General features: G+C 68.1%; 20 protein-coding genes. 16 read left to right on the forward strand and 4 right to left on the reverse strand.

The annotated features are described in order from the left end of the window. The 4 genes from EPAKOI_RS01755 to EPAKOI_RS01770 form a co-directional block, all read right to left on the reverse strand. Nucleotides 1–897: a MoxR family ATPase gene (locus EPAKOI_RS01755; protein WP_313837663.1), complete on the reverse strand. Its 897-nt coding sequence runs from the start codon at nucleotides 895–897 to the stop codon at nucleotides 1–3. Nucleotides 898–1021: 124 nt separating this feature from the next. Continuing rightward, entirely contained in the window at nucleotides 1022–1822 is an 801-nt protein-coding gene (locus tag EPAKOI_RS01760) for an FAD binding domain-containing protein (RefSeq protein ID WP_124682478.1), read from the reverse strand. 14 nt (nucleotides 1823–1836) lie between these two features. Then, complete coding sequence (locus EPAKOI_RS01765; protein WP_423192811.1) at nucleotides 1837–4221, reverse strand: xanthine dehydrogenase family protein molybdopterin-binding subunit; 2385 nt, start codon at nucleotides 4219–4221, stop codon at nucleotides 1837–1839. 11 nt (nucleotides 4222–4232) lie between these two features. Then, a complete protein-coding gene (locus EPAKOI_RS01770; RefSeq protein WP_124682476.1) occupies nucleotides 4233–4748 on the reverse strand; it encodes a (2Fe-2S)-binding protein in 516 nt (171 codons plus the stop codon). A gap of 267 nt (nucleotides 4749–5015) precedes the next feature. On the opposite strand from EPAKOI_RS01770, the gene EPAKOI_RS01775 reads away from it, so the two are divergent. From EPAKOI_RS01775 to EPAKOI_RS01850, 16 genes are all read left to right on the forward strand, one after another. Further along, entirely contained in the window at nucleotides 5016–5594 is a 579-nt protein-coding gene (locus EPAKOI_RS01775; protein ID WP_423192812.1) for a YqaA family protein, read from the forward strand. Between the two features lie 174 nt (nucleotides 5595–5768). Further along, nucleotides 5769–9743 carry a DUF3683 domain-containing protein gene (locus EPAKOI_RS01780; protein WP_423192813.1) on the forward strand — a complete coding sequence of 1325 codons (3975 nt, stop codon included), beginning with the start codon at nucleotides 5769–5771 and terminating at the stop codon, nucleotides 9741–9743. A 90-nt stretch (nucleotides 9744–9833) separates the two neighbouring features. Beyond that, nucleotides 9834–10268 carry an HIT family protein gene (locus tag EPAKOI_RS01785; protein WP_124682473.1) on the forward strand — a complete coding sequence of 145 codons (435 nt, stop codon included), beginning with the start codon at nucleotides 9834–9836 and terminating at the stop codon, nucleotides 10266–10268. Between the two features lie 123 nt (nucleotides 10269–10391). Then, nucleotides 10392–12329: an ABC transporter ATP-binding protein/permease gene (locus EPAKOI_RS01790; protein ID WP_423192814.1), complete on the forward strand. Its 1938-nt coding sequence runs from the start codon at nucleotides 10392–10394 to the stop codon at nucleotides 12327–12329. A gap of 51 nt (nucleotides 12330–12380) precedes the next feature. After that, nucleotides 12381–12797 carry a gamma-butyrobetaine hydroxylase-like domain-containing protein gene (locus tag EPAKOI_RS01795; protein WP_423192815.1) on the forward strand — a complete coding sequence of 139 codons (417 nt, stop codon included), beginning with the start codon at nucleotides 12381–12383 and terminating at the stop codon, nucleotides 12795–12797. Between the two features lie 22 nt (nucleotides 12798–12819). Next, a complete protein-coding gene (gene ubiE / locus EPAKOI_RS01800; RefSeq protein WP_124682470.1) occupies nucleotides 12820–13551 on the forward strand; it encodes a bifunctional demethylmenaquinone methyltransferase/2-methoxy-6-polyprenyl-1,4-benzoquinol methylase UbiE in 732 nt (243 codons plus the stop codon). A gap of 49 nt (nucleotides 13552–13600) precedes the next feature. Beyond that, a complete protein-coding gene (locus EPAKOI_RS01805) occupies nucleotides 13601–14602 on the forward strand; it encodes a Tim44-like domain-containing protein (RefSeq protein ID WP_313837674.1) in 1002 nt (333 codons plus the stop codon). A 119-nt stretch (nucleotides 14603–14721) separates the two neighbouring features. Next, a complete protein-coding gene (locus EPAKOI_RS01810) occupies nucleotides 14722–15399 on the forward strand; it encodes a ubiquinone biosynthesis accessory factor UbiJ (protein ID WP_423192816.1) in 678 nt (225 codons plus the stop codon). A gap of 56 nt (nucleotides 15400–15455) precedes the next feature. Beyond that, nucleotides 15456–17033: a ubiquinone biosynthesis regulatory protein kinase UbiB gene (ubiB, locus tag EPAKOI_RS01815; protein WP_124682467.1), complete on the forward strand. Its 1578-nt coding sequence runs from the start codon at nucleotides 15456–15458 to the stop codon at nucleotides 17031–17033. 263 nt (nucleotides 17034–17296) lie between these two features. Then, nucleotides 17297–18733 carry a sodium:solute symporter family protein gene (locus EPAKOI_RS01820; RefSeq protein WP_124682466.1) on the forward strand — a complete coding sequence of 479 codons (1437 nt, stop codon included), beginning with the start codon at nucleotides 17297–17299 and terminating at the stop codon, nucleotides 18731–18733. A gap of 196 nt (nucleotides 18734–18929) precedes the next feature. Further along, a complete protein-coding gene (locus tag EPAKOI_RS01825) occupies nucleotides 18930–19268 on the forward strand; it encodes an FmdB family zinc ribbon protein (RefSeq protein WP_124682465.1) in 339 nt (112 codons plus the stop codon). A 14-nt stretch (nucleotides 19269–19282) separates the two neighbouring features. Further along, complete coding sequence (locus EPAKOI_RS01830; RefSeq protein ID WP_124682464.1) at nucleotides 19283–19975, forward strand: DUF502 domain-containing protein; 693 nt, start codon at nucleotides 19283–19285, stop codon at nucleotides 19973–19975. Nucleotides 19976–20024: 49 nt separating this feature from the next. Next, on the forward strand, nucleotides 20025–21833 hold the full coding sequence (gene aspS / locus EPAKOI_RS01835; RefSeq protein WP_423192817.1) for an aspartate--tRNA ligase: 1809 nt from the start codon (nucleotides 20025–20027) through the stop codon (nucleotides 21831–21833). A gap of 199 nt (nucleotides 21834–22032) precedes the next feature. Continuing rightward, nucleotides 22033–23004, forward strand: coding sequence for a hypothetical protein (locus EPAKOI_RS01840; protein WP_409559020.1), 972 nt, complete (start codon nucleotides 22033–22035; stop codon nucleotides 23002–23004). 85 nt (nucleotides 23005–23089) lie between these two features. Further along, on the forward strand, nucleotides 23090–23563 hold the full coding sequence (gene nudB, locus EPAKOI_RS01845; protein ID WP_124682462.1) for a dihydroneopterin triphosphate diphosphatase: 474 nt from the start codon (nucleotides 23090–23092) through the stop codon (nucleotides 23561–23563). Next, nucleotides 23560–24315, forward strand: coding sequence for an endonuclease/exonuclease/phosphatase family protein (locus EPAKOI_RS01850; RefSeq protein WP_313837682.1), 756 nt, complete (start codon nucleotides 23560–23562; stop codon nucleotides 24313–24315). The genes nudB and EPAKOI_RS01850 overlap by 4 nt, the downstream gene beginning before the upstream one ends. Nucleotides 24316–24324: the final 9 nt, after the last annotated feature.

Genomic DNA, 24324 nt, shown 5'->3' on the forward strand with positions numbered 1-24324 from the left:
TCAGGCCGCCGGGGTGGCGCCGGCCAGCAGCTCGGCGATGGTCGGGCCGTCGGCGCGCGCCAGGTCGTCCTGGTACTTGAGCAGCACGCCAAGTGTGTCGCGCACCGACTGCGGGTCCAGTTCGGTCACGCCCAGCGCGGCCAGCGCGCGGCACCAGTCGATGGCCTCGGCAATGCCGGGCGCCTTGAACAGGTCGATGCCGCGCAGCCGGTGGATGAAGTCGACGGCCTGCCGCTGCAACGCGGCGGCGGCCTCGGGCGCGCGGGCGGCCACGATGCGCAGTTCGCGGTCGCGGCCCGGGTAACCCATCCACTGGTAGAGGCAGCGGCGCTTGAGCGCGTCGTGCACCTCGCGCGTGCGGTTGGACGTGATCACGATCAGCGGCGGCCGTTCGGCCTGGATCACGCCGATCTCCGGGATCGACACCTGGTATTCGGACAGGATCTCCAGCAGGAACGCCTCGAACGGCTCGTCGGCCCGGTCGATCTCGTCGATCAGCAGCACGCGCGGCACGCCGGGCGCGGCGGGGTCGGGCAGCAGGGCTTCGAGCAGCGGGCGCTTGAGCAGGTAGTCGTCGTGGTAGAGCGACTGCTGCTCGGGCCGCTCGCCGCGCGCCTCGGCCAGCCGCAGCGCCATGATCTGGCGCGGGTAGTCCCACTCGTACAGCGCGCTGGCCGCGTCCAGGCCCTCGTAGCACTGCAGCCGCAGCAGGCGCGTGCCAAGGATGCCGGCCATGGCATGCGCCAGCGCGGTCTTGCCCACGCCGGGCTCGCCTTCCAGGAACAACGGCCGCTGCATGCGCAGGGCCAGGTACAGCACCGTGGCCGCTTCGCGGTCGGCGTAATAGTGCTGGGTTTCCAGCGCGGCGAGGGTCTGGTCGATGGAGGTGGGGAGCATGGGCTACGCCGCTAGAGACATGGGACAAGGCTGCCGGGTCGATCCGGGCCGGTGGCGGCCTGGCAGGCCGGGCTCTCGGCCCCCGGCCCCCCTCCCGCGCGGGAGAGGGGCGCGCCCAGGCGCGTCACCCCTTCAGCGCCTGCTCCACCGCGCGGGCGGCCAGCACGGGGATCAGGTGGGCCCGGTACTCGGGAGAGGCGTGGAGGTCGCCGTTCAGGCCGGACGGGTCCATCCTGACCGCGCGGGCGGCGGCGGGGGTGAAGCTGGCCGACAGGGCCTGTTCCAGCGCCGGGGCGCGGAACACGCTGTCGGCCGCGCCGGTTACCGCCACGCGGACGGTGTTGCCGGTGCGGGCCACCATCACGCCGACCAGGGCGAAGCGCGATGCCGGGTTGCGCATCTTCTCGTAGCCGGCCTGGTCCGGTACGGGAAAGCGCACGGCCGTGATCAGCTCGTCGGGCGCCAGCGCGGTCTCGTAGAGGCCCTTGAAGAAGTCGTCGGCCGCAATGCTGCGGCGGTCCGTGACCACGGTGGCGTTCAGCCCCAGCACGGCGGCCGGATAGTCGGCGGCGGGGTCGTCGTTGGCCAGCGATCCGCCCAGCGTGCCCACCGCGCGCACCTGCCGGTCGCCGATCACGTGGGCCAGCGCGGCCAGGGCCGGGATGCGGCGCATCACGTCGGGGTGCGCGGCCACGTCGGCGTGCCGGGCGCAGGCGCCGATCACGAGTTCGTCGCCCTGCACGTGGATCTCGGCCATGCCGGGGATGCGGTTGATGTCGATCAGCGTCGATGGCGCCGCCAGCCGCAGCTTCATCGCGGCCAGCAGGCTCTGCCCGCCGGCCAGGATCTTGGCGTCGCCGTCGGCCTTGAGCTTGGCCACGGCGGACTGGGCGTCCGTGGCGCGTTCGTACTGGAATGCGTACATGGTCGTCTCCCCGGTTATGCCGCGCTACCCTGCGCGGACTGGATGGCCTGCCACACGCGGTGCGGCGTGGCGGGCATCTGCACGTCGCGCACGCCCAGCGGCGCCAGCGCGTCGACCAGCGCGTTGATGAAGGCCGGCGGCGAGCCGATGGCGCCGGCCTCGCCGCAGCCCTTCACGCCCAGCGGGTTGTGCGTGCAGGGCGTGCCGCTGGAGGTTTCCACCGTGAAGTCGGGCAGGTCGCCCGCGCGCGGCATCGCGTAGTCCATGTACGACCCGGTCAGCAGCTGGCCGCTGTCGGGGTCGTAGATGCACTGCTCCAGCATCGCCTGCCCGAGCCCCTGGCCAATCCCGCCGTGCACCTGGCCCTCGACGATCATCGGGTTGATGACGTTGCCGAAGTCGTCCACGGCCGTGAACTTGATGACTTCCGATTCGCCGGTGTCGGGGTCCACCTCCACCTCGCAGATGTAGGCGCCGGACGGGTACGTGAAGTTGGTGGGGTCGTAGAACGCGTTCTCGTTCAGGCCCGGCTCCAGCTTGTCGAGCGGGTAGTTGTGCGGCACGTAGGCGGTCAGCGCCACCTCGCCGAAGGTCTTGGTGCGGTCGGTGCCGGCCAGCCGGAACACGCCGTCCTGGAACTCGATGTCGGCGTCGGACGCCTCCAGCAGGTGGGCCGCGATCTTCTTGGCCTTGGCCTCGATCTTGTCCAGCGCCTTCATGATCGCCGACCCGCCCACGGCCAGCGAGCGCGAGCCGTAGGTGCCCATGCCGAATGGCACGCGGCCGGTATCGCCGTGCACGATCTCCACGGCGTCCAGCCCGATGCCCAGCCGGTCCGCCACGATCTGCGCGAACGTGGTCTCGTGGCCCTGCCCGTGGCTGTGCGACCCCGTGAACACCGTGACGGTGCCAGTGGGATGCACGCGGATCTCGCCCACTTCGAACAGCCCGGCCCGGGCGCCGAGCGCGCCGGCGATGTTCGACGGGGCCAGGCCGCACGCCTCGATGTAGCACGAGTAGCCCAGCCCGCGCAGCTTGCCGCGCTGTCTGGCCGCCTCGCGCCGCTGGGGAAAGCCGGCCACGTCGGCCAGCTCCTCGGCCCGCGCCAGGCACGGCTCGTAGTCGCCGGTGTCGTAGGTCAGGCCCACGGGCGTGGCGTACGGGAAGGTGCGGATGAAGTTCTTGCGGCGCAGCGCGGCCGGGTCGGTGCCGGTCTCGCGCGCGGCGGCTTCCACCAGCCGTTCCACCACGTAGGTGGCCTCGGGGCGGCCCGCGCCGCGGTAGGCATCGACCGGCGCGGTGTTGGTGAAGACGGCCCGCACCTCGGCGTAGATGGCCGGCGTGGCGTACTGGCCGGCCAGCAGCGTGGCGTAGAGGATGGTCGGCACGCTGCTGGCGAACGTGGACAGGTACGCGCCCATGTTGGCCACCGTGTGCACGCGCATCGCCAGGAACTTGCCGTCGGCGTCCAGCGCCAGCTCGGCCCTGGTCACGTGGTCGCGGCCGTGGGCGTCGGTCAGGAACGACTCGGACCGCTCGGCCGTCCACTTGACCGGCCGGCCCACCTTCTTCGACGCCCACGTGAGCGCCACGTCCTCGGGGTACAGGAAGATCTTCGAGCCAAAGCCGCCGCCCACGTCGGGCGCGATGATGCGCAGGCGCGACTCGGGCAGCCCCAGCACGAAGGCGCCCATCAGCAGCCGTTCCACGTGCGGGTTCTGGTTGGCCACGTAGACCGTGTAGCTGTCGTCCTGGCGGGTGTAGCTGGCGTTGACCGCGCGCGGCTCGATCGCGTTCGGGATCAGCCGGTTGTTGACGATTTCCAGCGTGGTCACGTGGGCTGCGCGCGCAAAGGCGGCGTCGGTGGCGGCCTTGTCGCCGTGGCCCCAGGTGTAGCAGGTGTTGGCGGGCACGTCGTCGTGGACCAGCGTGGCGGCCGACGCGGCGTTGGCCGGGCTGACCACGGCGGGCAGCTCGTCGTAGCCCACGTCGATCAGCTCAGAGGCGTCGCGCGCCTGCTGCAGCGATTCGGCGATCACCAGCGCCACCTGGTCGCCCACGTGGCGGACCTTGCCGTGCGCCAGGGCGGGGTGGGGCGGCTCCTTCATCGGCGTGCCGTCGATGCTGTGGATCAGCCAGCCGCAGGGCAGGCCGCCCACCTTGTCGGCGGCCATGTCGTCGCCGGTCAGCACGGCGATCACGCCGGGCGCGGACCGCGCCGCCTGCGTGTCGATCGACCGGATGCGCGCGTGCGCGTGCGGCGAGCGCAGGAAGTAGCCGTAGCTCTGGTGCGGCAGCGTGACGTCGTCGGTGTACTGGCCGTTGCCGGTCAGGAAGCGGTAGTCCTCCTTGCGCAGGACGGGCGTGCCGATGAACGGGTGCTTTTCGGGTGCGTTCATGACGGTCTCCGTTATTCGGCGCTGGCCGCGGCCAGGTCGCTTTGCTGCGGCGTGCCCTGGCCCTGCATGATCGCCTGCCCCTTCTGCACGGCCCGCACGATGTTGTGGTAGCCGGTGCAGCGGCACAGGTTGCCGTCCAGCTGCTCGCGGATGGCCTGCGCGTCGGCGTTGGGCTGGTGCTGGAGCAGCGAGGTGGCGGCCATGACCATGCCCGGCGTGCAGAACCCGCACTGCAGGCCGTGGCATTCGCGGAATGCCTGCTGCACCGGGTGCATCTGGCCATCGGGCGCCAGCCCCTCGATGGTGGTCACGGTGGCGCCGTCGACCTGCACGGCAAGCAGGTTGCACGACTTCACGGCCTGGCCGTCCAGGTGGACGGTGCAGGCGCCGCACTGCGCGGTGTCGCAGCCCACGTGCGTGCCGGTCAGGCGCAGCTGTTCGCGCAGGAACTGGACCAGGAGGGTGTTGGGTTCGACCTGGGCGTCAACGGGCTTGCCGTTGACCGTCAGGCGGATCGGAATGGCCATGCTTGTCTCCATGTGGGGTGTGCGCGCATGGCCAGCTCCGCCGATTCCCGAATGGATGACTGCGCGGGACTGGCCACGACGCGGTACTGCCGCTTGGTTGAGACGGCTATTTCGTGATATTGGTGCTGCCGGGTTTGCCCCGGCCGGCGCGGCGTAGTGAACGAATCGCCGCAACTGGCTCTAAAAGTAAATCACAAATCCTCAGGCCCTGCCATGCGGGTTGCCCTCCGGGGCCCGCGGCCAGGCGGCCTGGCCCACGCGCCGCCCATGGAAGCCTTTCTCGACTGGCTGTTCGACACCGTTGCCTTGCCCAAGGTGGGACTGCCCGCCATCTTCGTCGTCAGCCTGATCTCGGCCACGCTGCTGCCGCTGGGCTCGGAGCCGGCCGTGTTCGGCTACGTCAAGCTCAATCCGGACATGTTCTGGCCGGCCGTGCTGGTCGCCACGGCCGGCAACACGGTGGGCGGCGCCATCGACTGGTGGCTGGGCTACGCGGCCAAGCTGGCCGTGGTGCGCTTTCGCCAGCACCGCCAGCACCACGAGCACGAGGTGGAGCACGCCGAGCACCGGCCGCACCCGCGCAAGCCGCACAAGCCCAAGCTCGACAAGAAATATTCGCGCTGGATGCGCCGCCACGGCCCGCCGACGATGCTGCTGTCGTGGCTGCCCGCCATAGGTGATCCGCTCTGCACACTGGCCGGCTGGCTGCGGATGCCGTTCTGGCCGAGCCTGTTCTATATGGCGATCGGCAAGTTCCTGCGCTACCTGATCATGACCGCCAGCCTGCTGTGGATCCCGGATTCGTTCTGGCAGGGCGCCGGCGAGGCGATCCGCCAATGGTTCTGAATGCGCCGGAAGTCGGGAATTGCATGCAATCCGCGCGGGATTCCTGACAAATTCAGGGGTTATTGGCCCGAAACGCCGATGGTGCGGCGCAGCAAAACGAAGCGGTGCAGTACAATCGCGCTTTAATGAAAAACGCGCACTGTCCCCGTGCGCAGTTTCGAAGCGGTCCCGCCCATGAATGCCCCACTCGTGCTCGACGCCAAGCTCGCAGCGCAGGACGCCCCGCCGCGCCTGCGCGAGATCCCCTATAACTACACGTCGTTTTCGGATCGCGAGATTGTCATCCGTCTGCTCGGCGAGGAAGCCTGGCGCATCCTCCACGAACTGCGCGGCGAGCGCCGCACCGGCCGCTCGGCGCGGATGCTCTACGAGGTGCTGGGCGACATCTGGGTAGTCCGCCGCAATCCCTATCTGCAGGACGACCTGCTGGAAAATCCCAAGCGCCGCCAGATGCTGGTGAGCGCGCTGCACCACCGCCTGGCCGAGATCGAGAAACGCCGCGCCGCCGACCGTGCCGAGCACGCCGAGCCGGCCGCCGAGGACCGCTCGCACCGCGTGGAGCAGCTGGTGGCATTCGCCAAGCAGGCGATCGAGGCGTTCCAGCAGGAATTTGCCGATGCCTACGCGCTGCGCAAGCGCACCCAGCGCGTGCTGGGCAAGGTGACCCAGAAGGACAACATCAAGTTCGACGGCCTGTCGCGCGTGTCGCACGTGACCGACGCCACCGACTGGCGCGTGGAATACCCGTTCGTGGTGCTGACCCCCGACACCGAGGAAGAGATTGCCGGGCTGGTCAAGGGCTGCTTCGAACTGGGCCTGACGATCATTCCGCGCGGGGGCGGCACCGGCTACACCGGCGGCGCCGTGCCGCTGACGCCGTTCTCGGCCGTGATCAACACCGAGAAGCTGGAACAGCTGGGCGACGTGGAGATGACCGACCTGCCGGGCGTCGACCACAAGGTGGCCACGATCTACTCGGGCGCCGGCGTGGTGACGCGCCGCGTGGCCGACGCGGCCGACAAGGCCGGGCTGGTGTTCGCAGTGGACCCGACGTCGATCGATGCGTCGTGCATCGGCGGCAACGTGGCGATGAACGCCGGCGGCAAGAAGGCGGTGCTGTGGGGCACGGCGCTGGATAACCTGGCGTGGTGGCGCATGGTCGATCCCGAGGGCAACTGGCTCGAGATCACGCGGATGGACCACAACCTCGGCAAGATCCACGACGTGGCCGTGGCGACGTTCGAACTGACGTGGTCGGACGGCAACCGCCGGCCCGGCGAAAAGGTGCTGCGCACCGAGACGCTGGCCATCGAGGGCCGCAAGTTCCGCAAGGAAGGGCTGGGCAAGGACGTCACGGACAAGTTCCTGGCCGGCCTGCCCGGCGTGCAGAAGGAAGGCTGCGACGGCATCATCACGAGCGCGCGCTGGATCCTGCACCGCATGCCGAAGCACATCCGCACGGTCTGCCTGGAGTTCTTCGGCCAGCCGCGCGACGCCATTCCGAGCATCGTCGAGATCAAGGACTTCCTGGACGCGGAATCGAAGCGCGAGGGCGGGGCGATCCTGGCCGGCCTGGAACACCTGGACGAGCGCTACCTGCGCGCCGTGGGCTACGCCACCAAGAGCAAGCGCAACGCATTCCCGAAGATGGTGCTGATTGGCGACATCGTCGGTGACGACGAGGACGCCGTGGCGCGCGCCACGTCCGAGGTCATCCGCATGGCCAACGGCAAGAGCGGCGAGGGTTTCATTGCCGTGAGCCCCGAGGCGCGCAAGAAGTTCTGGCTGGACCGCTCGCGCACGGCGGCCATCGCCCGCCACACCAACGCGTTCAAGATCAACGAGGACGTGGTGATTCCGCTGCCGCGGATGGGCGAGTACACCGACGGCATCGAGCGCATCAACATCGAGCTGTCGGTCAAGAACAAGCTCAAGCTCGTGGACGAGCTGGAAGCGTTCTTTGCGCGCGGCAACCTGCCGCTGGGCCGCAGCGACGACGCCAACGAGATTCCCAGCGCCGAGCTGCTGGAAGACCGCGTGCAGCACGCGCTGACGCTGCTGCGCGAGATCCGCGCCCGCTGGCGCTACCTGCAGGACCACCTGGACACGCCGCTGCAGACGGCCCGCGCGTCGCTGATCGGCCACGGGCTGGGCCTGCTGGGGCCGGCCTTCGATCAGCGGCTGCAGGTGCAGCCGGACGCGGCCGTGTTCCACCTGATGCAGGACCGCACGATCCGCGTGAGCTGGAAGAGCGAGATCCGCGCCGAGCTGCGCAAGATCTTCAACGGCGGCGAGTTCAAGCCCATCCTGGACGAGGCGCAGAAGATCCACAAGCAGGTGCTGCGCGGCCGGGTCTTCGTGGCGCTGCACATGCACGCCGGCGACGGCAACGTCCACACGAACATCCCGGTCAACTCCGACGACTACGACATGCTGCAGGACGCGCACCGCGCGGTGGCCCGCATCATGGACCTGGCGCGGTCGCTGGACGGCGTGATCTCCGGCGAGCACGGCATCGGCATCACCAAGCTCGAATTCCTGACCGAGGACGAGATTGGCGAATTCCGCGCGTACAAGCAGCGCGTGGACCCGCAGGGCCGCTTCAACAAGGGCAAGCTGCTGCCCGGCGCCGACCTGCGCAATGCCTACACGCCGTCGTTCGGGCTGATGGGGCACGAGTCGATCATCATGCAGCAGAGCGACATCGGCGCCATTGCCGACAGCGTGAAGGACTGCCTGCGCTGCGGCAAGTGCAAGCCGGTCTGCGCCACGCACGTGCCGCGCGCCAACCTGCTGTACAGCCCGCGCAACAAGATCCTGGCCACGTCGCTGCTGGTGGAGGCGTTCCTGTACGAGGAACAGACGCGCCGCGGGGTGTCGATCAAGCACTGGGACGAGTTTTCGGACGTGGCCGACCACTGCACGGTCTGCCACAAGTGCGTGACGCCGTGCCCGGTCAAGATCGACTTTGGCGACGTGTCGATGAACATGCGCAACCTGCTGCGCAAGATGGGCCAGAAGAAGTTCAACCCCGGTGCCGCGGCGTCGATGTTCTTCCTGAACGCGACCAACCCGCAGACCATCAACTTGGCCCGCACGGCCATGATGGGCGTGGGCTACAAGGCCCAGCGCCTGGGCAACGAGGTGCTGAAGAAGTTCGCGAAGAAGCAGACCCAGCATCCGCCCGCCACGGTGGGCAAGCCGCCGGTGCAGGAGCAGGTGATCCACTTCATCAACAAGAAGATGCCGGGCAACCTGCCCAAGAAGACGGCCCGGGCGCTGCTGGACATCGAGGACAACGAGATCGTCCCGATCATCCGCGACCCCAGGCTGACCACGCCCGAGACCGAGGCCGTGTTCTGCTTTCCGGGCTGCGGCTCGGAGCGGCTGTTCTCGCAGGTGGGGCTGGCCACGCAGGCCATGCTGTGGCACGTGGGCGTGCAGACCGTGCTGCCGCCGGGCTACCTGTGCTGCGGCTACCCGCAGCGCGGCGCCGGCCAGTATGACAAGGCCGAGAAGATGGTCAGCGACAACCGCGTGCTGTTCCACCGCGTGGCCAACACGCTGAACTACCTCGACATCAAGACCGTGGTGGTGAGCTGCGGCACGTGCTACGACCAGCTTGCCGGCTACGAATTCGACAAGATCTTCCCGGGCTGCCGGATCATCGACATCCACGAGTACCTGCTGGAAAAGGGCGTGAAGCTGGAAGGCGTGACCGGCACGCGGTACATGTACCACGACCCCTGCCACACGCCGATCAAGACGATGGACCCGACCAGGCTGGTCAACGACCTGATGGGCGGCAACCAGGGCGGCGGCAAGATCGAGAAGAACGACCGCTGCTGCGGCGAATCGGGCACGCTGGCCGTGACGCGGCCGGACGTGTCGACGCAGATCCGCTTCCGCAAGGAAGAGGAAATGCGCAAGGGCGCCGGCAAGCTGCGCACCGACGACTTCAACGGCGACGTCAAGATCCTGACGAGCTGCCCGTCGTGCCTGCAGGGCCTGTCGCGCTACAACGAGGACGCCGCGGTCACCGCCGACTACATCGTGGTGGAAATGGCCAGGCACCTGCTGGGCGAGAACTGGATGCCCGAGTACGTGGCCAAGGCCAACGCGGGCGGGATCGAGCGGGTGCTGGTGTAACGCGACAACGTCCGTTCGCGCCGTCTCAACGCCCCGCTCCCGCTTGGCGGGAGAGGGGCGCCAACCATCCACATCCCCAGGCCGACCACCATGCATCGACTGCCCTCCTGTCCCCTCTGCGAAACCGACGGCGGCGAGCTGGTCTGGATGGGCGACCGCGCCCGCGTGATCCTGGTGGAGGCGGAACGGTTTCCAGGGTTCTGCCGGGTGGTCTGGAACGACCACGCGGCCGAGCTGACCGACCTCGACGAGGCCGACCAGGCCTGGCTGATGCGGCTGGTGGCGCGCGTGGAGCGGGTGGTGCGCGAGGTGATGGGGCCGGACAAGGTCAACCTGGCGGCGTTCGGCAACATGGTGCCGCACCTGCACTGGCACATCATCCCGCGCTACCGCTGGGACACCCACTTTCCCGAAGCGGTCTGGGCCGCGCCACAGCGCAACGCCGATGCGGCGCGCATTGCCGAGCTGCAGACCCGGCTGCCCACGCTGCGGGCGGCCCTGTCCGCGCTGGGCGCTGCCGACTGACGCCGTCCTTGGTAAAGTGCCGTAGCCGTCAGGCGAGGAACCCGCCCCGGTGGCGGTACGTCTGACACCGGTCGAACAACAACATGCCCGCCGGCGGTCGGCGGCGGGCCAACCGCTGGCGCCATGTCTTCCACCCCTTCGTCCGTTACCGTGCCGGGCCCGGCCGTCCCCGCCGAGGCCCTGAAGAACCAGAGCCGGCTGCGCCTGGCGGCCACCTGGGCGCTGATCAAGCCGTACTGGCGTTCCGAGGACCGCAAGGCCGGGCTGGGCCTGCTGGCGCTGGTCGTGGCGCTGAACCTGGGCATCGTCTACATCAACGTGCTGCTCAACGAGTGGAACCGCGTGTTCTACAACGCCATCGAGCAGCGCGACTTCGTGTCGTTCAAGGCGCTGCTGCTGCGGTTCTCGTGGATCGCGGCCTGCTTCATCGTGCTGGCCATCTCGCGCCAGTACTACCAGATGATGCTGCAGATGCGCTGGCGGACGTGGATGACCGGCACGTTCCTGCGGCGCTGGCTGGGCCACCAGGCGTACTACCGCATCGAACAGACCCATTCGACCGACAACCCCGACCAGCGGCTGGCCGACGACCTGCGCCAGTTCACCGACGGCGCGCTGACGCTGTCGATGGGGCTGCTGAACTCGGTGGTCACGCTGGTGTCGTTCATCGGCATCCTGTGGGTGGTGTCGGGGCCCATCAGCTTCGTGCTCGGCGGCGTCGACGTGACCATCCCCGGCTACATGGTCTGGTTTGCGATCGGCTACGCCGTGGTCGGCTCGCTGATCGCCCACTTCGTCGGCCGGCCGCTGATCGGCCTGTCGTTCCAGCAGGAACAGTACGAGGCGAATTTCCGTTTCATGCTCGTGCGGCTGCGCGAGAACAGCGAGCCCGTGGCGCTCTACCGCGGCGAGCCGACCGAGGAAGGCGGCCTGCGCGCCCGCTTCGAGCGGATCCGGGCCAACTGGAACCAGCTCATGCGCTACACGCGGCGGCTGACGTTCGTGAACTCGGGCTACGGCCAGTTCGCGATCATCTTCCCGCTGCTGGTGGCGGCGCCGCGCTACTTCTCGGGCAAGCTGACGCTGGGCGGCCTGATGCAGATTAATTCGGCATTCGGCCAGGTGCAGGGCGCGCTGTCCTGGTTCGTCGGCAGCTACGCGACGCTGGTGGGCTGGAAGGCGGCCGCCAACCGGCTGATCGACTTCCAGGAAGCCATGCGCGTGGCCGAGCGGCAGGACCTGACGCACGAGGGCCCGGGCGACATCGAGGTGGTGACGGCCACCGACGGCGCGGATGCCGGCATCGCCATCAGCGGGCTGGCGCTGGCGCTGCCGGTGCGCGGCGGGTTTGGCGTGGACGACGAAGGCGTGGCCGGCGAGGGCGTGGAAGGCGCCGGCCAGCCCGGCATGCGCCCGCTGGTGGCGCCGTTCTCGCTGTCGATCGCGCCGGGCGAGCGCTGGCTGGTCAGCGGCCCGTCGGGCTGCGGCAAGAGCGTGCTGTTCCGCGCGCTGGCCGGCATCTGGCCCTACGGGTGCGGCCGCATCACGATGCCGGCGCGCCGCACGCTGTTCCTGCCGCAGCGCAGCTACCTGCCGATCGGCACGCTGGCCGATGCGCTGTCCTACCCGGACGCCGGCAACGCCCATTCGCGCGAGACGCTGGCCGACGTGCTGCGGCGCGCGCAGCTAGGCTTCCTGGCGCGGCATCTGGACGTCTTCGACAACTGGTCGCTGCGGCTGTCGCCCGGCGAGCAGCAGCGGCTGGCCTTCGCCCGGGCGCTGCTGCAGAAGCCCGACTTCCTGTTCCTGGACGAGGCCACCAGCGCGCTGGACGAGGACACCGAGCGCGCCATGTACCAGTTGATGGTCGATGCGCTGCCCGGCGCGGCTATCGTCAGCATTGCGCACCGCAGCACGGTGGCCGCGTTCCACAACCGGCGCCTGCGCTATGTGCCGGCGGCCGGCCCGGCCAACGGCGCCCGCGACGAAAGTGGCGGCGGGCCGCGGGATGGGCAAGGCGAGGGGGGTGGAGTAAGCTATCGGGTCGTACAAGACGCGTGACGACGCCGGCGCCGCCCCTGGAGCCGGGCCGGCGGCGCGGCACTCCTGATCATGGCTGGCCTGGACAAAGACACTCCTCATCCCACCGCGCTGACCGTCCACACGCAATCGCGCGTGCTGGAAATCGGCTTCGACAATGGCCGCACCTGGCGGCTGCCGTTCGAGCTGCTGCGCGTATACTCGCCCTCCGCTGAAGTCCAGGGCCATGGGCCTGGACAGGAAACGCTGCAGACCGGCAAGCGCCACGTCGGCATCGCCGCCGTGGAGCCGGTGGGCAACTACGCGATCCAGATCCGTTTCGACGACGGCCACGACACCGGCATCTACACGTGGGAACTGCTGTACCGCCTGGGCGACCAGCAGGAATCGCTGTGGACGGCCTACCTGCAGCGGCTGCAAGCCGCCGGGCTGGACCGCGACGCGTCGATGCCGGCGGCCGGCGGCCACGCCTGCGGCCATCATCACTGAATCAAGCACCTGGAGTCCAAGAATGAGCGAAACCCACTTCGGGTTCGAGAAGGTCGACGAAACGGAAAAGGCTGGCAAGGTCGCCGGCGTGTTCCATTCGGTGGCCGGCAAGTACGACGTGATGAACGACCTGATGTCCGGCGGCATGCACCGGGTCTGGAAGATGTTCACGATCGCCCAGGCCAACGTGCGGCCCGGGCACAAGGTGCTGGACATCGCCGGCGGCACGGGCGACCTGGCCAAGGCGTTCGCCCGGCAGGCCGGCCCCAGGGGCGAGGTCTGGCTCACGGACATCAACGAGTCGATGCTGCGCGTGGGCCGCGACCGCCTGCTGGACAAGGGCGTGGTGACGCCCGTGGCGCTGTGCGACGCCGAGAAGATTCCGTTTCCGGACAACTACTTCGACCTGGTGACCGTGGCGTTCGGCCTGCGCAACATGACGCACAAGGACCGGGCGCTGGCCGAAATGCGCCGCGTGGTCAAGCCGGGCGGCAAGGTGATGGTGCTGGAGTTCTCCAAGGTCTGGAAACCGCTGGAGAAGTTCTACGATATCTATTCCTTCAAGGTGCTCCCCTGGCTGGGCCAGCGCGTGGCTGGGGATGCCCCGAGCTATCGCTATCTGGCGGAATCGATCAGAATGCATCCGGACCAGGGTTCACTTGTACGCTTGATGGAACAAGTCGGGCTTGAACAAGTCGAATACTTCAATCTGACGGCCGGAGTCGTGGCGCTCCACGTCGGGAGAAAGTACTAATTCGCCATGTTCGGCCGCATAGGCCGGAAATGACAGGGGAAAGCTAAAAATGTCTTCTTTTCGTGGAAAATTCCTGGCCGTGTCGCTGATGGCGACGCTGGCCCTGGGGGCAGCGCTGGACGCCAACGCGAAACGCCTGGGCGGGTCGCGCAGCGTCGGCAAGCAATCGTCGACGGTGACGCAGCAGCGCCAGGCCACGCCGCCGCAACAGACCGCGCCGGCCCAGCAGCCCGCGCAGCAGGCCGCACCGGCCACGGCCGGCGCCGCCGGCACGGCAGCCGCGGCCGCCCCGAAGCGTAACTGGGGCGGCATGCTCGGCGGCCTGGCAGCCGGCCTGGGTCTTGGCTACCTGCTGTCGCACTTCGGCCTGGGTGGCGCGGCGGCCAGCTTCCTGGCCAACGCCATCCTGATCGCCATCATCGCCATGATCGCGTTCTGGCTGATCCGCAAGTTCCGCGGCGGCGCGGCCCGGTCGCGGACCCCGGCCTATGCCGGCATGGGCAACAGCCAGGGCAATAACTCGCCGTTTGGCGGCATGGAGCGCAACACCGAACCGACGCTGCGCCAGGCCGAACCGGTGCAGCCGGCCGCTGGCTACGGTGGCGCGGCGGCCAACCCCGTGATGGGTGGCGCGGCCGCGGGTGCCGCGGCGGCAACGGTGCAGCAGCCGTGGGGCGTGCCGGCCGACTTCGATACCGAAGCGTTCCTGCGCAATGCCAAGGTTCACTACGTCCGCCTGCAGGCCGCCTGGGATGCCGGCAACCTCGACGACATCCGCGAGTTCACCACGCCGGAAATGTTTGCCGAGATCAAGATGGACCTGTCCGACCGCGGAGTGGCCGTCAACAAGACCGACGTCGTCACGCTGGAAGCCCAGCTGCTCGGCATCGAGTCGACGCCGTCGCAGCACGTTGCCAGCGTGCGCTTCTCGGGCATGATCCGCGAGACCGCCGGCGAGCCGGCGCAGCCGTTCGGCGAGGTGTGGAACCTGGCCAAGTCGGCGTCCGGCGACGGCGGCTGGCTGCTGGCCGGCATCCAGCAGGAATCCTGAGTGGCGTCTGGGCCGTCGGCGCATGGATGACATGAAGCGGCGGCCGAGTAGCTTAGAATGGAGGCCCACGTAAGCGTGGGCCTTTTTTATTGGGCAGCACTGCCCGGATACCCGACGCCATGAACGCCTTGCCCTCACCGCTGGCCGCGCCGATCGTCGCCGCGTTGAATCACCTGATCGAACAGGAGCCATGGGCCTGCAGCCTGCTGGCACCGTTTGCCGGCCGCGTGATCCGGTTCGATGCCGCCGCCTTTGCGCTGTCGCTGCGGATCACCGATCAGGGCTGCATCGAGCGGGCGGCCGAGGCCGAGGTGGCGGCCGTGACGCTGATCGTGCCGCTGCAGCAATGGCCGCTAGTGGTGGCCGACGTGGCCGAGGGCGGCCAGGCCGCCGCGATGCGCCATGTGCGGATAGACGGCGACGCCGAACTGGCCAACGCGGTGTCGACGCTGGCGCGCAACCTGCGCTGGGATGCGGCCGAAGACCTGTCGCGCGCGCTGCGTGGCGTGATGGGCGGCCCGATCAGCGACAGCGTGGCGCAGCGCGTGGTGGACGGCGCGCGCCAGGCGCATGAAAGCGCCACCCGGGTCGGCCGGGCCCTGCTCGACAATGTGACCGAATACCTGCTGGACGAACAGCCGACCCTGGTGCGCCATGCCGCGCTCGACGGGTTCGGCGCCGATGTGGCACTGCTGCGCGACGACCTGGCGCGGCTCGAAAAACGGCTGGAACGCCTGGAGCGCGGGGGCGGACAGGGGGATCACGCGCCGGGCTCGCTCCCGTCGGCCCACCGCTAACCGCCATGCCGTCCCCCGTTGCCGCCCCGCGCGGCGCTGCCACCTGAACATCCCGAATGACCCGCCTGCTGCGTCTCTGCAAGATCATCTTCGTCGTCCTGTACTACGGGCTCGACGAACTCGTGCTGTCCGGTTTCAAGAGCCGGCGCATCAAGTTTCTGGTTCGCGTCATCACCATCGGCCGCAAGCTGGAGCAGCCGCGCGGCGAGCGGCTGCGGCTGGCGCTGACCGCGCTGGGCCCGATCTTCGTCAAGTTCGGGCAGGTGCTGTCCACCCGGCGCGACCTGATGCCGCCCGACATCGCCGACGAACTGGCCAAGCTGCAGGACCAGGTGCCGCCGTTCGATTCGGCGCTGGCGGTGAAGATCATCGAGAAGTCGCTGGGCCGGCCGCTGGGCGACCTGTACGAGAATTTCGAGCTGCAACCGGTGGCCAGCGCGTCCATCGCCCAGGTGCACTTTGCCACGCTGCGCGGCGGGCCGAACCATGGCCGCGAGGTGGCCGTGAAGGTGCTGCGGCCGGGCATGCTGCCGGTCATCGACAGCGACCTGGCGCTGATGGGCGACATGGCCACGTGGCTGGAGCGGGTCTGGGTCGACGGTCGGCGCCTGAAGCCGCGCGAGGTGGTGGCCGAGTTCGACAAGTACCTGCACGACGAGCTGGACCTGATGATCGAGGCGGCCAACGCCAGCCAGCTACGCCGCAACTTTGCCGACAGCGAGCTGCTGTGCGTGCCCGAGGTGTACTGGGACTGGTGTACCAGCACCGTGTTCACGATGGAGCGGATGCATGGCATCCCGATCTCGCGGACGGAGTCGCTGAAGGCCGCTGGCGTCGACATGCACAAGCTGGCCGAGGAAGGCGTCGAGATTTTCTTCACGCAGGTGTTCCGCGACGGCTTCTTCCACGCCGACATGCATCCGGGCAACATCCTGGTGTCGGTGCAGCCGGAGACGTTCGGGCGCTACATCGCGCTGGACTTCGGCATCGTCGGCGCGCTGTCCGAGTTCGACAAGAACTACCTGGCGCAGAACTTCATCGCTTTCTTCCGGCGTGACTACCACCGCGTGGCGCTGCTGCACGTGGAGTCGGGCTGGGTGCCGGCCGAGACACGCGTGGAGGAACTGGAGTCGGCCGTGCGCGCCTGCTGCGAGCCGTACTTCGACAAGCCGCTGCGCGAAATCTCGCTGGGCATGGTGCTGATGCGGCTGTTCCAGACTTCGCGCCGCTTCAATGTGGAGATTCAGCCACAACTGGTGCTGCTGCAGAAGACGCTGCTCAATATCGAAGGGCTGGGCCGCCAGCTCGATCCCGACCTGGATCTCTGGAAGACCGCCAAGCCGTTCCTGGAACGGTGGATGTACGAGCAGGTGGGCTGGAAGGGCGCCTGGGAGCGGGTCAAGGTGGAGGCGCCGCAGTGGGCCAAGATGCTGCCGGACTTCCCGCGCCTGGCCCACCAGTTCCTGGAACGCCGGGCGCTGCAGGGCAACGGCGAGCAGGAACGGCTGCTGGCCCAGCTTGTGATCGAGCAACGGCGGACCAACCGGCGGCTGTCCACGGCGTTGCTGCTGATGGGTGGCTTCCTGGCCGGCATCGTGATCGTCCAGGCGATGGCCTGGGCCGGGTACTGGTAGCGAAATCCCGCAAACAACACATTTGTGCACGAATTCGTGCATTTGGCGGCTGTCCGGGAATTTTTTTCGACCGGAAAAGTCTCCGTCGCTATAATCCGCGTTTTGATTCGGCTACGACCGCCTCTGCCCGTTCCCGGGCGCCCGCGGCCCCGACCGATGAATTGGACTCCGGGCGGAGTCGGCCCGGGACATCCCAGGCCACCGGCCGGCATTCGGTTTTTCGCCTCCAGGGCATCTCTGGCACATTGGGATAGGGCAGCGGCATGCTGATCTGGTTCGTCATCACCTATTGGGTTATCTCGGTTGGCATCGGCCTGTGGGCGGCGCTGCGCGTCAAGGGCACCGCCGACTTTGCCGTGGCCGGCCGCAGTCTGCCGTTCTACATCGTCACCGCCACGGTGTTTGCCACATGGTTCGGCTCTGAGACCGTGCTGGGCATCCCGGCCGTGTTCCTCAAGGAAGGGCTGTCCGGCGTGGTCTCGGACCCGTTCGGCTCCTCGCTCTGCCTGATCCTCGTGGGCCTGTTCTTCGCCCGGCCGCTGTACCGGATGAACCTGCTGACGATTGGCGACTACTATCACAACCGCTACGGGCGCCTGGCCGAAGTGCTGACCACGCTGTGCATCGTGGTGTCGTACCTGGGCTGGGTGGCCGCCCAGATCAAGGCGCTGGGGCTGGTGTTCTATACGGTGTCCGACGGCGCGCTGTCGCAGGACGCCGGCATGATGATCGGCGCGGCCAGCGTGCTGGTCTATACGCTGTTCGGCGGCATGTGGTCGGTGGCGGTGACCGATTTCATCCAGATGATCATCATCGTGATCGGCCTGCTCTATATCGGCTACGAGGTGAGCGGCCAGGCCGGCGGCGTGTCGGCCGTGGTGTCCCACGCGGCCGCGGCGGGCAAGTTCGAGTTCCTGCCGTCGCTGGACCTGGTGCAGATCATCGGGTTTGCGGCGGCGCTGTTCACGATGATGCTGGGGTCGATCCCGCAGCAGGACGTGTTCCAGCGCGTCACGTCGTCGAAGACCGAGCAGATCGCCGGGCGCGCGTCGGTGCTGGGCGGCGTGCTGTACTTCTTCTTCGCGTTCATTCCGATGTTCCTGGCCTATTCGGCCACGATGATCGACCCGCAGATGGTCGAGAAATACATCAATTCCGATTCCCAGTTGATCCTGCCGCAGTTGATCCTGACCCACGCGCCGATGTTCGCGCAGGTCATGTTCTTCGGCGCGCTGCTGTCGGCCATCAAGAGCTGCGCATCGGCCACGCTGCTGGCGCCGTCGGTGACGTTCGCGGAGAACATCCTGCGGCCGTATTTCCGCCATTTGAGCGACAAGCAGTTCCTGCGCGTGATGCAGGCGGTGGTGCTGGTGTTCACGACGCTGGTGACGCTGTTCGCGCTGAATTCGCACCTGTCGATCTTCCACATGGTCGAGAACGCCTACAAGGTAACGCTGGTGTCGGCGTTCGTGCCGCTGGCGTTCGGGCTGTTCTGGAAGCCGGCCACGCGGCAGGGCGGCCTGCTGGCCATCATCCTGGGGCTGACGTCGTGGCTGACCTGCGAGGTTGCCTTTGCCGACGCGACGGTGCCGCCGCAGATGGTGGGCCTGCTGTTCTCCATCGGCGGCATGGTGTTCGGGTCGCTGCTGCCGCAGTGGATCAGCGACCGGCCGCAGGTCCGCGAAGTGCATATTGCTTAACTTTTAAGCGGCGGGGCGGCATCGCGACGATTACGCCCCCGAAAGCCTCCATTTCCTCCCGGTAGACGCCCCGCCGACGGTTTATAATCCGAGGCTTTGCATCGCCGCGCACGCCGTTTTTTTGGGTCCGCACCCTTATCGAACCGGGGCGGCGCTGCCATCTACCCGCTTTACGTTCAGATTCCACGAAAGAACCATGCCGATCTATGCCTACCGTTGCGACGCCTGCGGCCACGGGCGCGATGTGCTGCAGAAGATGAGCGATGCTCCGCTCACGGACTGCCCATCCTGCGGCGCCGCCGGGACCTTCAAGAAGCAACTGACCGCGGCCGGCTTCCAGCTCAAGGGCTCGGGCTGGTACGTGACGGATTTCCGCGGCGGCAGCGGCGGCACGAGCGCCACGGCCTCGGGCAACGCCCCGGCCGCTGACGGCGCGTCGGCCGCCCCGGCCGCGTCGGCGGGCACCGCCCCGGCTTCCTCTACGGCATCGGCCGCCCCGTCCGGCGGCGGCGCCGGCTCGAGCGCCAGCCACTGAGCGCCGGGCACACCGTGGCTACCAAGAAAACGTCCGCCATCAAGACCTGGTTCCTGACCGGGCTGCTCGTCCTGGTGCCGCTGGGCATCACGCTGTGGGTGCTGAACCTGATCATCGGCACGATGGACCAGAGCATGGCCCTGCTGCCGCTGGCGTGGCAGCCCGAAAACCTGTTCGGGCGCCGCATCCCCGGGCTGGGCGCCATCCTGACGCTGCTGTTCATCCTGCTGGTGGGCGTGCTGACGCACAACTTCATCGGGCAGCGGCTGGTGCGCTGGTGGGAGGCGCTGCTGGGCCATATCCCGGTGGTCGGGCCGATCTACACCAGTGTCAAGCAGGTGTCGGACACGCTGCTGTCGTCGTCCGGCAACGCATTCCGCAAGGCGCTGCTGGTGCAGTATCCGCGCGAGGGATCGTGGACCATTGCATTTCTGACCGGGCGACCGGGCGGAGACGTGCAGAATCACCTGCAAGGCGAATACGTCAGCGTGTACGTGCCGACCACGCCGAACCCGACTTCCGGCTTCTTCCTGATGATGCCGAAGGCCGACACCATCGAGCTGGACATGAGCGTCGACGCGGCGCTCAAGTACATCGTGTCGATGGGCGTCGTGGCGCCCACGGAGCTGCCGCGCAGGAACGGCGAGGGCCGCCCGGCCGACGCCGTGACCGCCGCCGACGAAGTTGCCGACACCCATACCAACTGATTCTCGCGCGGCGCGCCCGGCGTGCCGCGTCTTACAGGGACTCTCTCCTATGTCTTCCATGCGTACACACTACTGCGGTCTGGTGACCGAACAACTGACCGGCCAGGAAGTGGCCCTGACGGGCTGGGTGCAGCGCCGCCGCGACCATGGTGGCGTGATCTTCGTCGACCTGCGCGACCGCGAGGGCCTGGTGCAGGTGGTGTGCGATCCGGACCGCCCGGAGATGTTCAAGGCGGCCGAGGAAATCCGCAACGAGTTCTGCATCCGCGTGGTGGGCAAGGTGCGTCCGCGCCCGGCCGGCACCGAGAACGCCAACCTGACGTCGGGCAAGATCGAGGTGCTGTGCCACGAGCTGACCGTGCTGAATCCGTCGGTCACGCCGCCGTTCCAGCTCGACGACGACAACCTGTCGGAAACCACGCGCCTCACGCACCGCGTGCTGGACCTGCGCCGCCCGCAGATGCAGTACAACCTGCGCCTGCGCTACAAGGTGGCGATGGAAGTGCGCAAGTACCTGGACGCCCAGGGCTTCATCGACATCGAGACGCCGATGCTGGGCAAGAGCACGCCCGAGGGCGCGCGCGACTACCTGGTGCCTTCCCGCGTGAACCCGGGCCACTTCTTCGCGCTGCCGCAGTCGCCGCAGATCTTCAAGCAGATGCTGATGGTCTCGGGCTTCGACCGCTACTACCAGATCACCAAGTGCTTCCGCGACGAGGACCTGCGTGCCGACCGCCAGCCCGAATTCACGCAGATCGACTGCGAGACGTCGTTCCTGACCGAGCAGGAGATTCGCGACCTGTTCGAGGACATGATGCGCACCGTGTTCAAGAACGCGATCGACGTGGACCTGGACGCCAAGTTCCCGGTCATGGAGTTCCGCGAGGCCATGGCGCGCTTTGGCTCGGACAAGCCCGACCTGCGCGTCAAGCTGGAATTCACCGAGCTGACCGACGTGATGAAGGACGTCGACTTCAAGGTGTTCTCGAGCCCGGCCAACAGCGAGAACGGCCGCGTGGTCGGCCTGCGCGTGCCGGGCGGCCATGCCATCTCGCGCGGCGAGATCGACGCCTACACGCAGTTCGTGGCCATCTACGGCGCCAAGGGCCTGGCCTGGATCAAGGTCAACGAGGTGGCGAAGGGCCGTGACGGCCTGCAGTCGCCGATCGTCAAGAACCTGCACGACGCGGCGATTGCCGAGATTCTGAAGCGCACCGAAGCCCAGGACGGCGACATCATCTTCTTCGGCGCCGACAAGGCCAAGGTCGTGAACGACGCCATCGGCGCCCTGCGCCTGAAGATCGGCCATTCGGAGTTCGGCAAGAGCACCGGCCTATTCGAGGACACCTGGAAGCCGCTGTGGGTGATCGACTTCCCGATGTTCGAGTACGACGAGGAAGACGCCCGCTGGGTGGCGATGCACCACCCGTTCACGAGCCCCAAGGACGAGCACCTGCAGTACCTGGAAACCGACCCGGGCAAGTGCATCGCCAAGGCGTACGACATGGTGCTGAACGGCTGGGAAATGGGCGGCGGCTCGGTGCGGATCTACCGCGAGGACGTGCAGAGCAAGGTCTTCCGCGCGCTGAAGATCGGCGACGAGGAGGCACGGGCCAAGTTCGGCTACCTGCTGGACGCGCTGCAGTACGGCGCGCCGCCGCACGGCGGCCTGGCGTTCGGCCTGGACCGCATCGTGACGATGATGGCCGGCGCCGACTCGATCCGCGACGTGATCGCCTTCCCGAAGACACAGCGCGCCCAGGACCTGCTGACCCAGGCCCCGAGCGCCGTCGACGAGAAGCAACTGCGCGAACTGCATATCCGCCTGCGCGCGCAGGAGCCCAAGACGACCGCCTGACCGGCGTCGCCAAACCGGATCATTCCGGTTCCGGCATCGAAAGCCGCGCGAAAGCGCGGCTTTCTTGTTTTCGGCGCAAGGATGCGTTTCCATTTGTTACCACCCGGAACGAAGCGGCGCCGCATGATGTCTTTCTGCCTGATGCGCGCGATGCTTGCCCACCCGAAAGGCCGGCCGTGACGCGGGAGGACAAACCACCATGCTGCAACTCGATGCGGAAACGATCCGGGCCTTCCTGCTGGCCCATGCCGAAACCATACTGACCTGGCTCGTGGCCGGCCTGCTGATGATGCTGCTGGCGCGCTTCGAGCTGCGCCGCGCGGTGCGCAAGTCGGCGCAGGCCATGTCCGAATCGGTGGCCACCACGGTGGCTGCCTGCGTGCCTGACATCGCCCACGCGGCGCAGGGCGCCCAGCCGGTGGTGGACTACGGCGCCGCCGCCCAGGGGCCGGAGCCCGTGGCGGCGCAGCGCGCCGAGGCGCTGCGCAAGCTGGCGCTGGACACGGTGGCGACGGTGATGGCCCGGGGCCGCTGGCTTGAAGATGTCGGCAACCTGCGGCTGCCCGAGGATGCGCTGCTGTCGGGCCGCCGCTCCGGTGGCGCCGATCCGCTGCTCGTGGTGGCGCCGCAGCCGGTGGTGCAGGCGTACCTGACCGCCCAGCGCACGTTCGACGACGAGGCGTCGCGGCTGCAGACCCACCGGCGCGAGGCGCTGCGGCTGCAGGAGGCGCTGCAGCAGCTCAGCGCGGAGGCGGCGCACGTCGAGCAGGAAACCGCCAGCATCGTCATGCGCTTCGAGCAGGTCAACGCCCAGGCCGCCCAGGGCGTGGAAGCCGGCGACTACCAGCGCTTCCTGATCCAGAAGTACAACCAGCTCGGCACGCGCGAGAAGGATATCGCCCAGGAACGGGCCGAACTGGCCACCCAGGTGCAGGAAAGCACCGACGCGCTGGCCGAGCATGCCCATGTGGCGTCGCAGCGCTACACGCAGGCGCTGGCGCCGCTGATGCAGCAACTGCGCGCGGCCTGGGGCCATGGCGATTCGCCGGAGGTGTTCGATACCTGGCTGCGCAGCATGCCCGGCGCCACCCCGGACGGCATGGCCGCGCCGGGCCCCGACGGCGGCCATTTCCTGACGCCGCGCCATCCTGGCGAGCGGACGATCGCCTGATTCCACATCGCGGTAATCGGACAGCGGAGGACGCCCAAGCCCGCGCGGCTGCGCTATGCTTGGGTTCTGTCGCCTTCACCGCCCCATGCGCTACAAGATTCCCGAATCGGTACTGGTCGTGATTCACACGCCAGACCTGCAAGTCCTGTTGATCGAGCGAGCCGACCGGCCGGGCTTCTGGCAATCGGTCACCGGCAGCCTCGATGCCGAAGACGAGCCGCTGGCGGCCACCGCCGCCCGCGAGGTGGCCGAGGAAACCGGCATCGTCGCCAGCCAGCACCAGTTGACCGACTGGCAGCACACGATCGACTACGAGATCTACCCGCAGTGGCGCCACCGCTATGCGCCCGGCATCACGCGCAATACCGAACACTGGTTCGGCCTGTGCGTGCCCGAGCCGCTGCCCGTGACGCTGGCGCCGCGCGAGCACCTGCAGTACGCGTGGCTGCCCTGGCAGGACGCCGCGGCGCGCTGCTTTTCGCGCAGCAATGCCGAGGCGGTACGCCAGCTGGCGTGGCGCGCGGCGGCGCGGGAGGATGCCGGGGAGGTGGCACGATGAAGCTGCGCGTCGTCACCTACAACATCCACAAGGGGGTGAAGGGGTTCAGCGGCAAGCCGCGCATCCAGAGCGTGCGGACCGGGCTGCAGGCGATGGACGCCGACATCGTGTTCCTGCAGGAAGTGCAGGACCGCAACGACCGCCTGGTCGCCGCCGAGCTGTTCGACCCGGACCATACCCAGCTCAACTACCTGGCCACGGACGCCTATCCGCACTCGGTCTACGGCCGCAACGCGGTGTACGAGCACGGCCACCATGGCAACGCGATCCTGTCGCGCCATCCGATCCTGATGTCCGAGAACCTGGATATTTCCGATCACCGTTTCGAGCAGCGCGGGCTGCTGCACGCGGTGGCGGACATCCACGGCGTGGAGGCGCACCTGATCTGCGTGCACTTCGGGCTGTTCGCGCGCAGCCGCGTGCGGCAGGCCACGGCGCTGGTGGAGCGCGTGCGCTCAGTGGTGCCGGACGGCGCGCCGCTGGTCATCGCCGGGGATTTCAACGACTGGAACCACAAGCTCGACAGCAAGATCTGCAACACGCTCAATGCGGTGGAATCGGCCCATGCCAAGAACGGCCGGATTCATACCTTTCCGAGCCACATGCCGTGGTGGCAGCTCGACCGCATCTACGTGCGCGGCTTCGACATCGAGCGGACGCAGGCGCTGACGGGCCGCGAATGGGCGGAGCGCTCGGACCACGTGCCGCTGATGGCCGAACTGGCCCACCGCGTGGCGATTCCCGAGGCTTGACCGGGCCTG

It is taken from the genome of Cupriavidus sp. H18C2 (assembly GCF_049393795.1).
Taxonomy (GTDB): domain Bacteria; phylum Pseudomonadota; class Gammaproteobacteria; order Burkholderiales; family Burkholderiaceae; genus Cupriavidus; species Cupriavidus pauculus_C.

Bases quoted from the DNA above. Each gene is read 5' to 3' on its own strand.
- aspS (WP_423192817.1), top strand. From the start codon at position 20,025: ATGTCTTCCATGCGTACACACTACTGCGGTCTGGTGACCGAACAACTG.
- EPAKOI_RS01780 (WP_423192813.1), top strand. From the start codon at position 5,769: ATGAATGCCCCACTCGTGCTCGACGCCAAGCTCGCAGCGCAGGACGCC.
- EPAKOI_RS01850 (WP_313837682.1), top strand. From the start codon at position 23,560: ATGAAGCTGCGCGTCGTCACCTACAACATCCACAAGGGGGTGAAGGGG.
- EPAKOI_RS01820 (WP_124682466.1), top strand. From the start codon at position 17,297: ATGCTGATCTGGTTCGTCATCACCTATTGGGTTATCTCGGTTGGCATC.
- EPAKOI_RS01810 (WP_423192816.1), top strand. From the start codon at position 14,722: ATGAACGCCTTGCCCTCACCGCTGGCCGCGCCGATCGTCGCCGCGTTG.
- ubiB (WP_124682467.1), top strand. From the start codon at position 15,456: ATGACCCGCCTGCTGCGTCTCTGCAAGATCATCTTCGTCGTCCTGTAC.
- EPAKOI_RS01785 (WP_124682473.1), top strand. From the start codon at position 9,834: ATGCATCGACTGCCCTCCTGTCCCCTCTGCGAAACCGACGGCGGCGAG.
- EPAKOI_RS01805 (WP_313837674.1), top strand. From the start codon at position 13,601: ATGTCTTCTTTTCGTGGAAAATTCCTGGCCGTGTCGCTGATGGCGACG.
- EPAKOI_RS01765 (WP_423192811.1), bottom strand. From the start codon at position 4,221: ATGAACGCACCCGAAAAGCACCCGTTCATCGGCACGCCCGTCCTGCGC.
- nudB (WP_124682462.1), top strand. From the start codon at position 23,090: ATGCGCTACAAGATTCCCGAATCGGTACTGGTCGTGATTCACACGCCA.
- EPAKOI_RS01770 (WP_124682476.1), bottom strand. From the start codon at position 4,748: ATGGCCATTCCGATCCGCCTGACGGTCAACGGCAAGCCCGTTGACGCC.
- EPAKOI_RS01825 (WP_124682465.1), top strand. From the start codon at position 18,930: ATGCCGATCTATGCCTACCGTTGCGACGCCTGCGGCCACGGGCGCGAT.
- EPAKOI_RS01755 (WP_313837663.1), bottom strand. From the start codon at position 897: ATGCTCCCCACCTCCATCGACCAGACCCTCGCCGCGCTGGAAACCCAG.
- EPAKOI_RS01790 (WP_423192814.1), top strand. From the start codon at position 10,392: ATGTCTTCCACCCCTTCGTCCGTTACCGTGCCGGGCCCGGCCGTCCCC.
- EPAKOI_RS01775 (WP_423192812.1), top strand. From the start codon at position 5,016: ATGGAAGCCTTTCTCGACTGGCTGTTCGACACCGTTGCCTTGCCCAAG.
- EPAKOI_RS01795 (WP_423192815.1), top strand. From the start codon at position 12,381: ATGGCTGGCCTGGACAAAGACACTCCTCATCCCACCGCGCTGACCGTC.
- EPAKOI_RS01840 (WP_409559020.1), top strand. From the start codon at position 22,033: ATGCTGCAACTCGATGCGGAAACGATCCGGGCCTTCCTGCTGGCCCAT.
- EPAKOI_RS01760 (WP_124682478.1), bottom strand. From the start codon at position 1,822: ATGTACGCATTCCAGTACGAACGCGCCACGGACGCCCAGTCCGCCGTG.
- ubiE (WP_124682470.1), top strand. From the start codon at position 12,820: ATGAGCGAAACCCACTTCGGGTTCGAGAAGGTCGACGAAACGGAAAAG.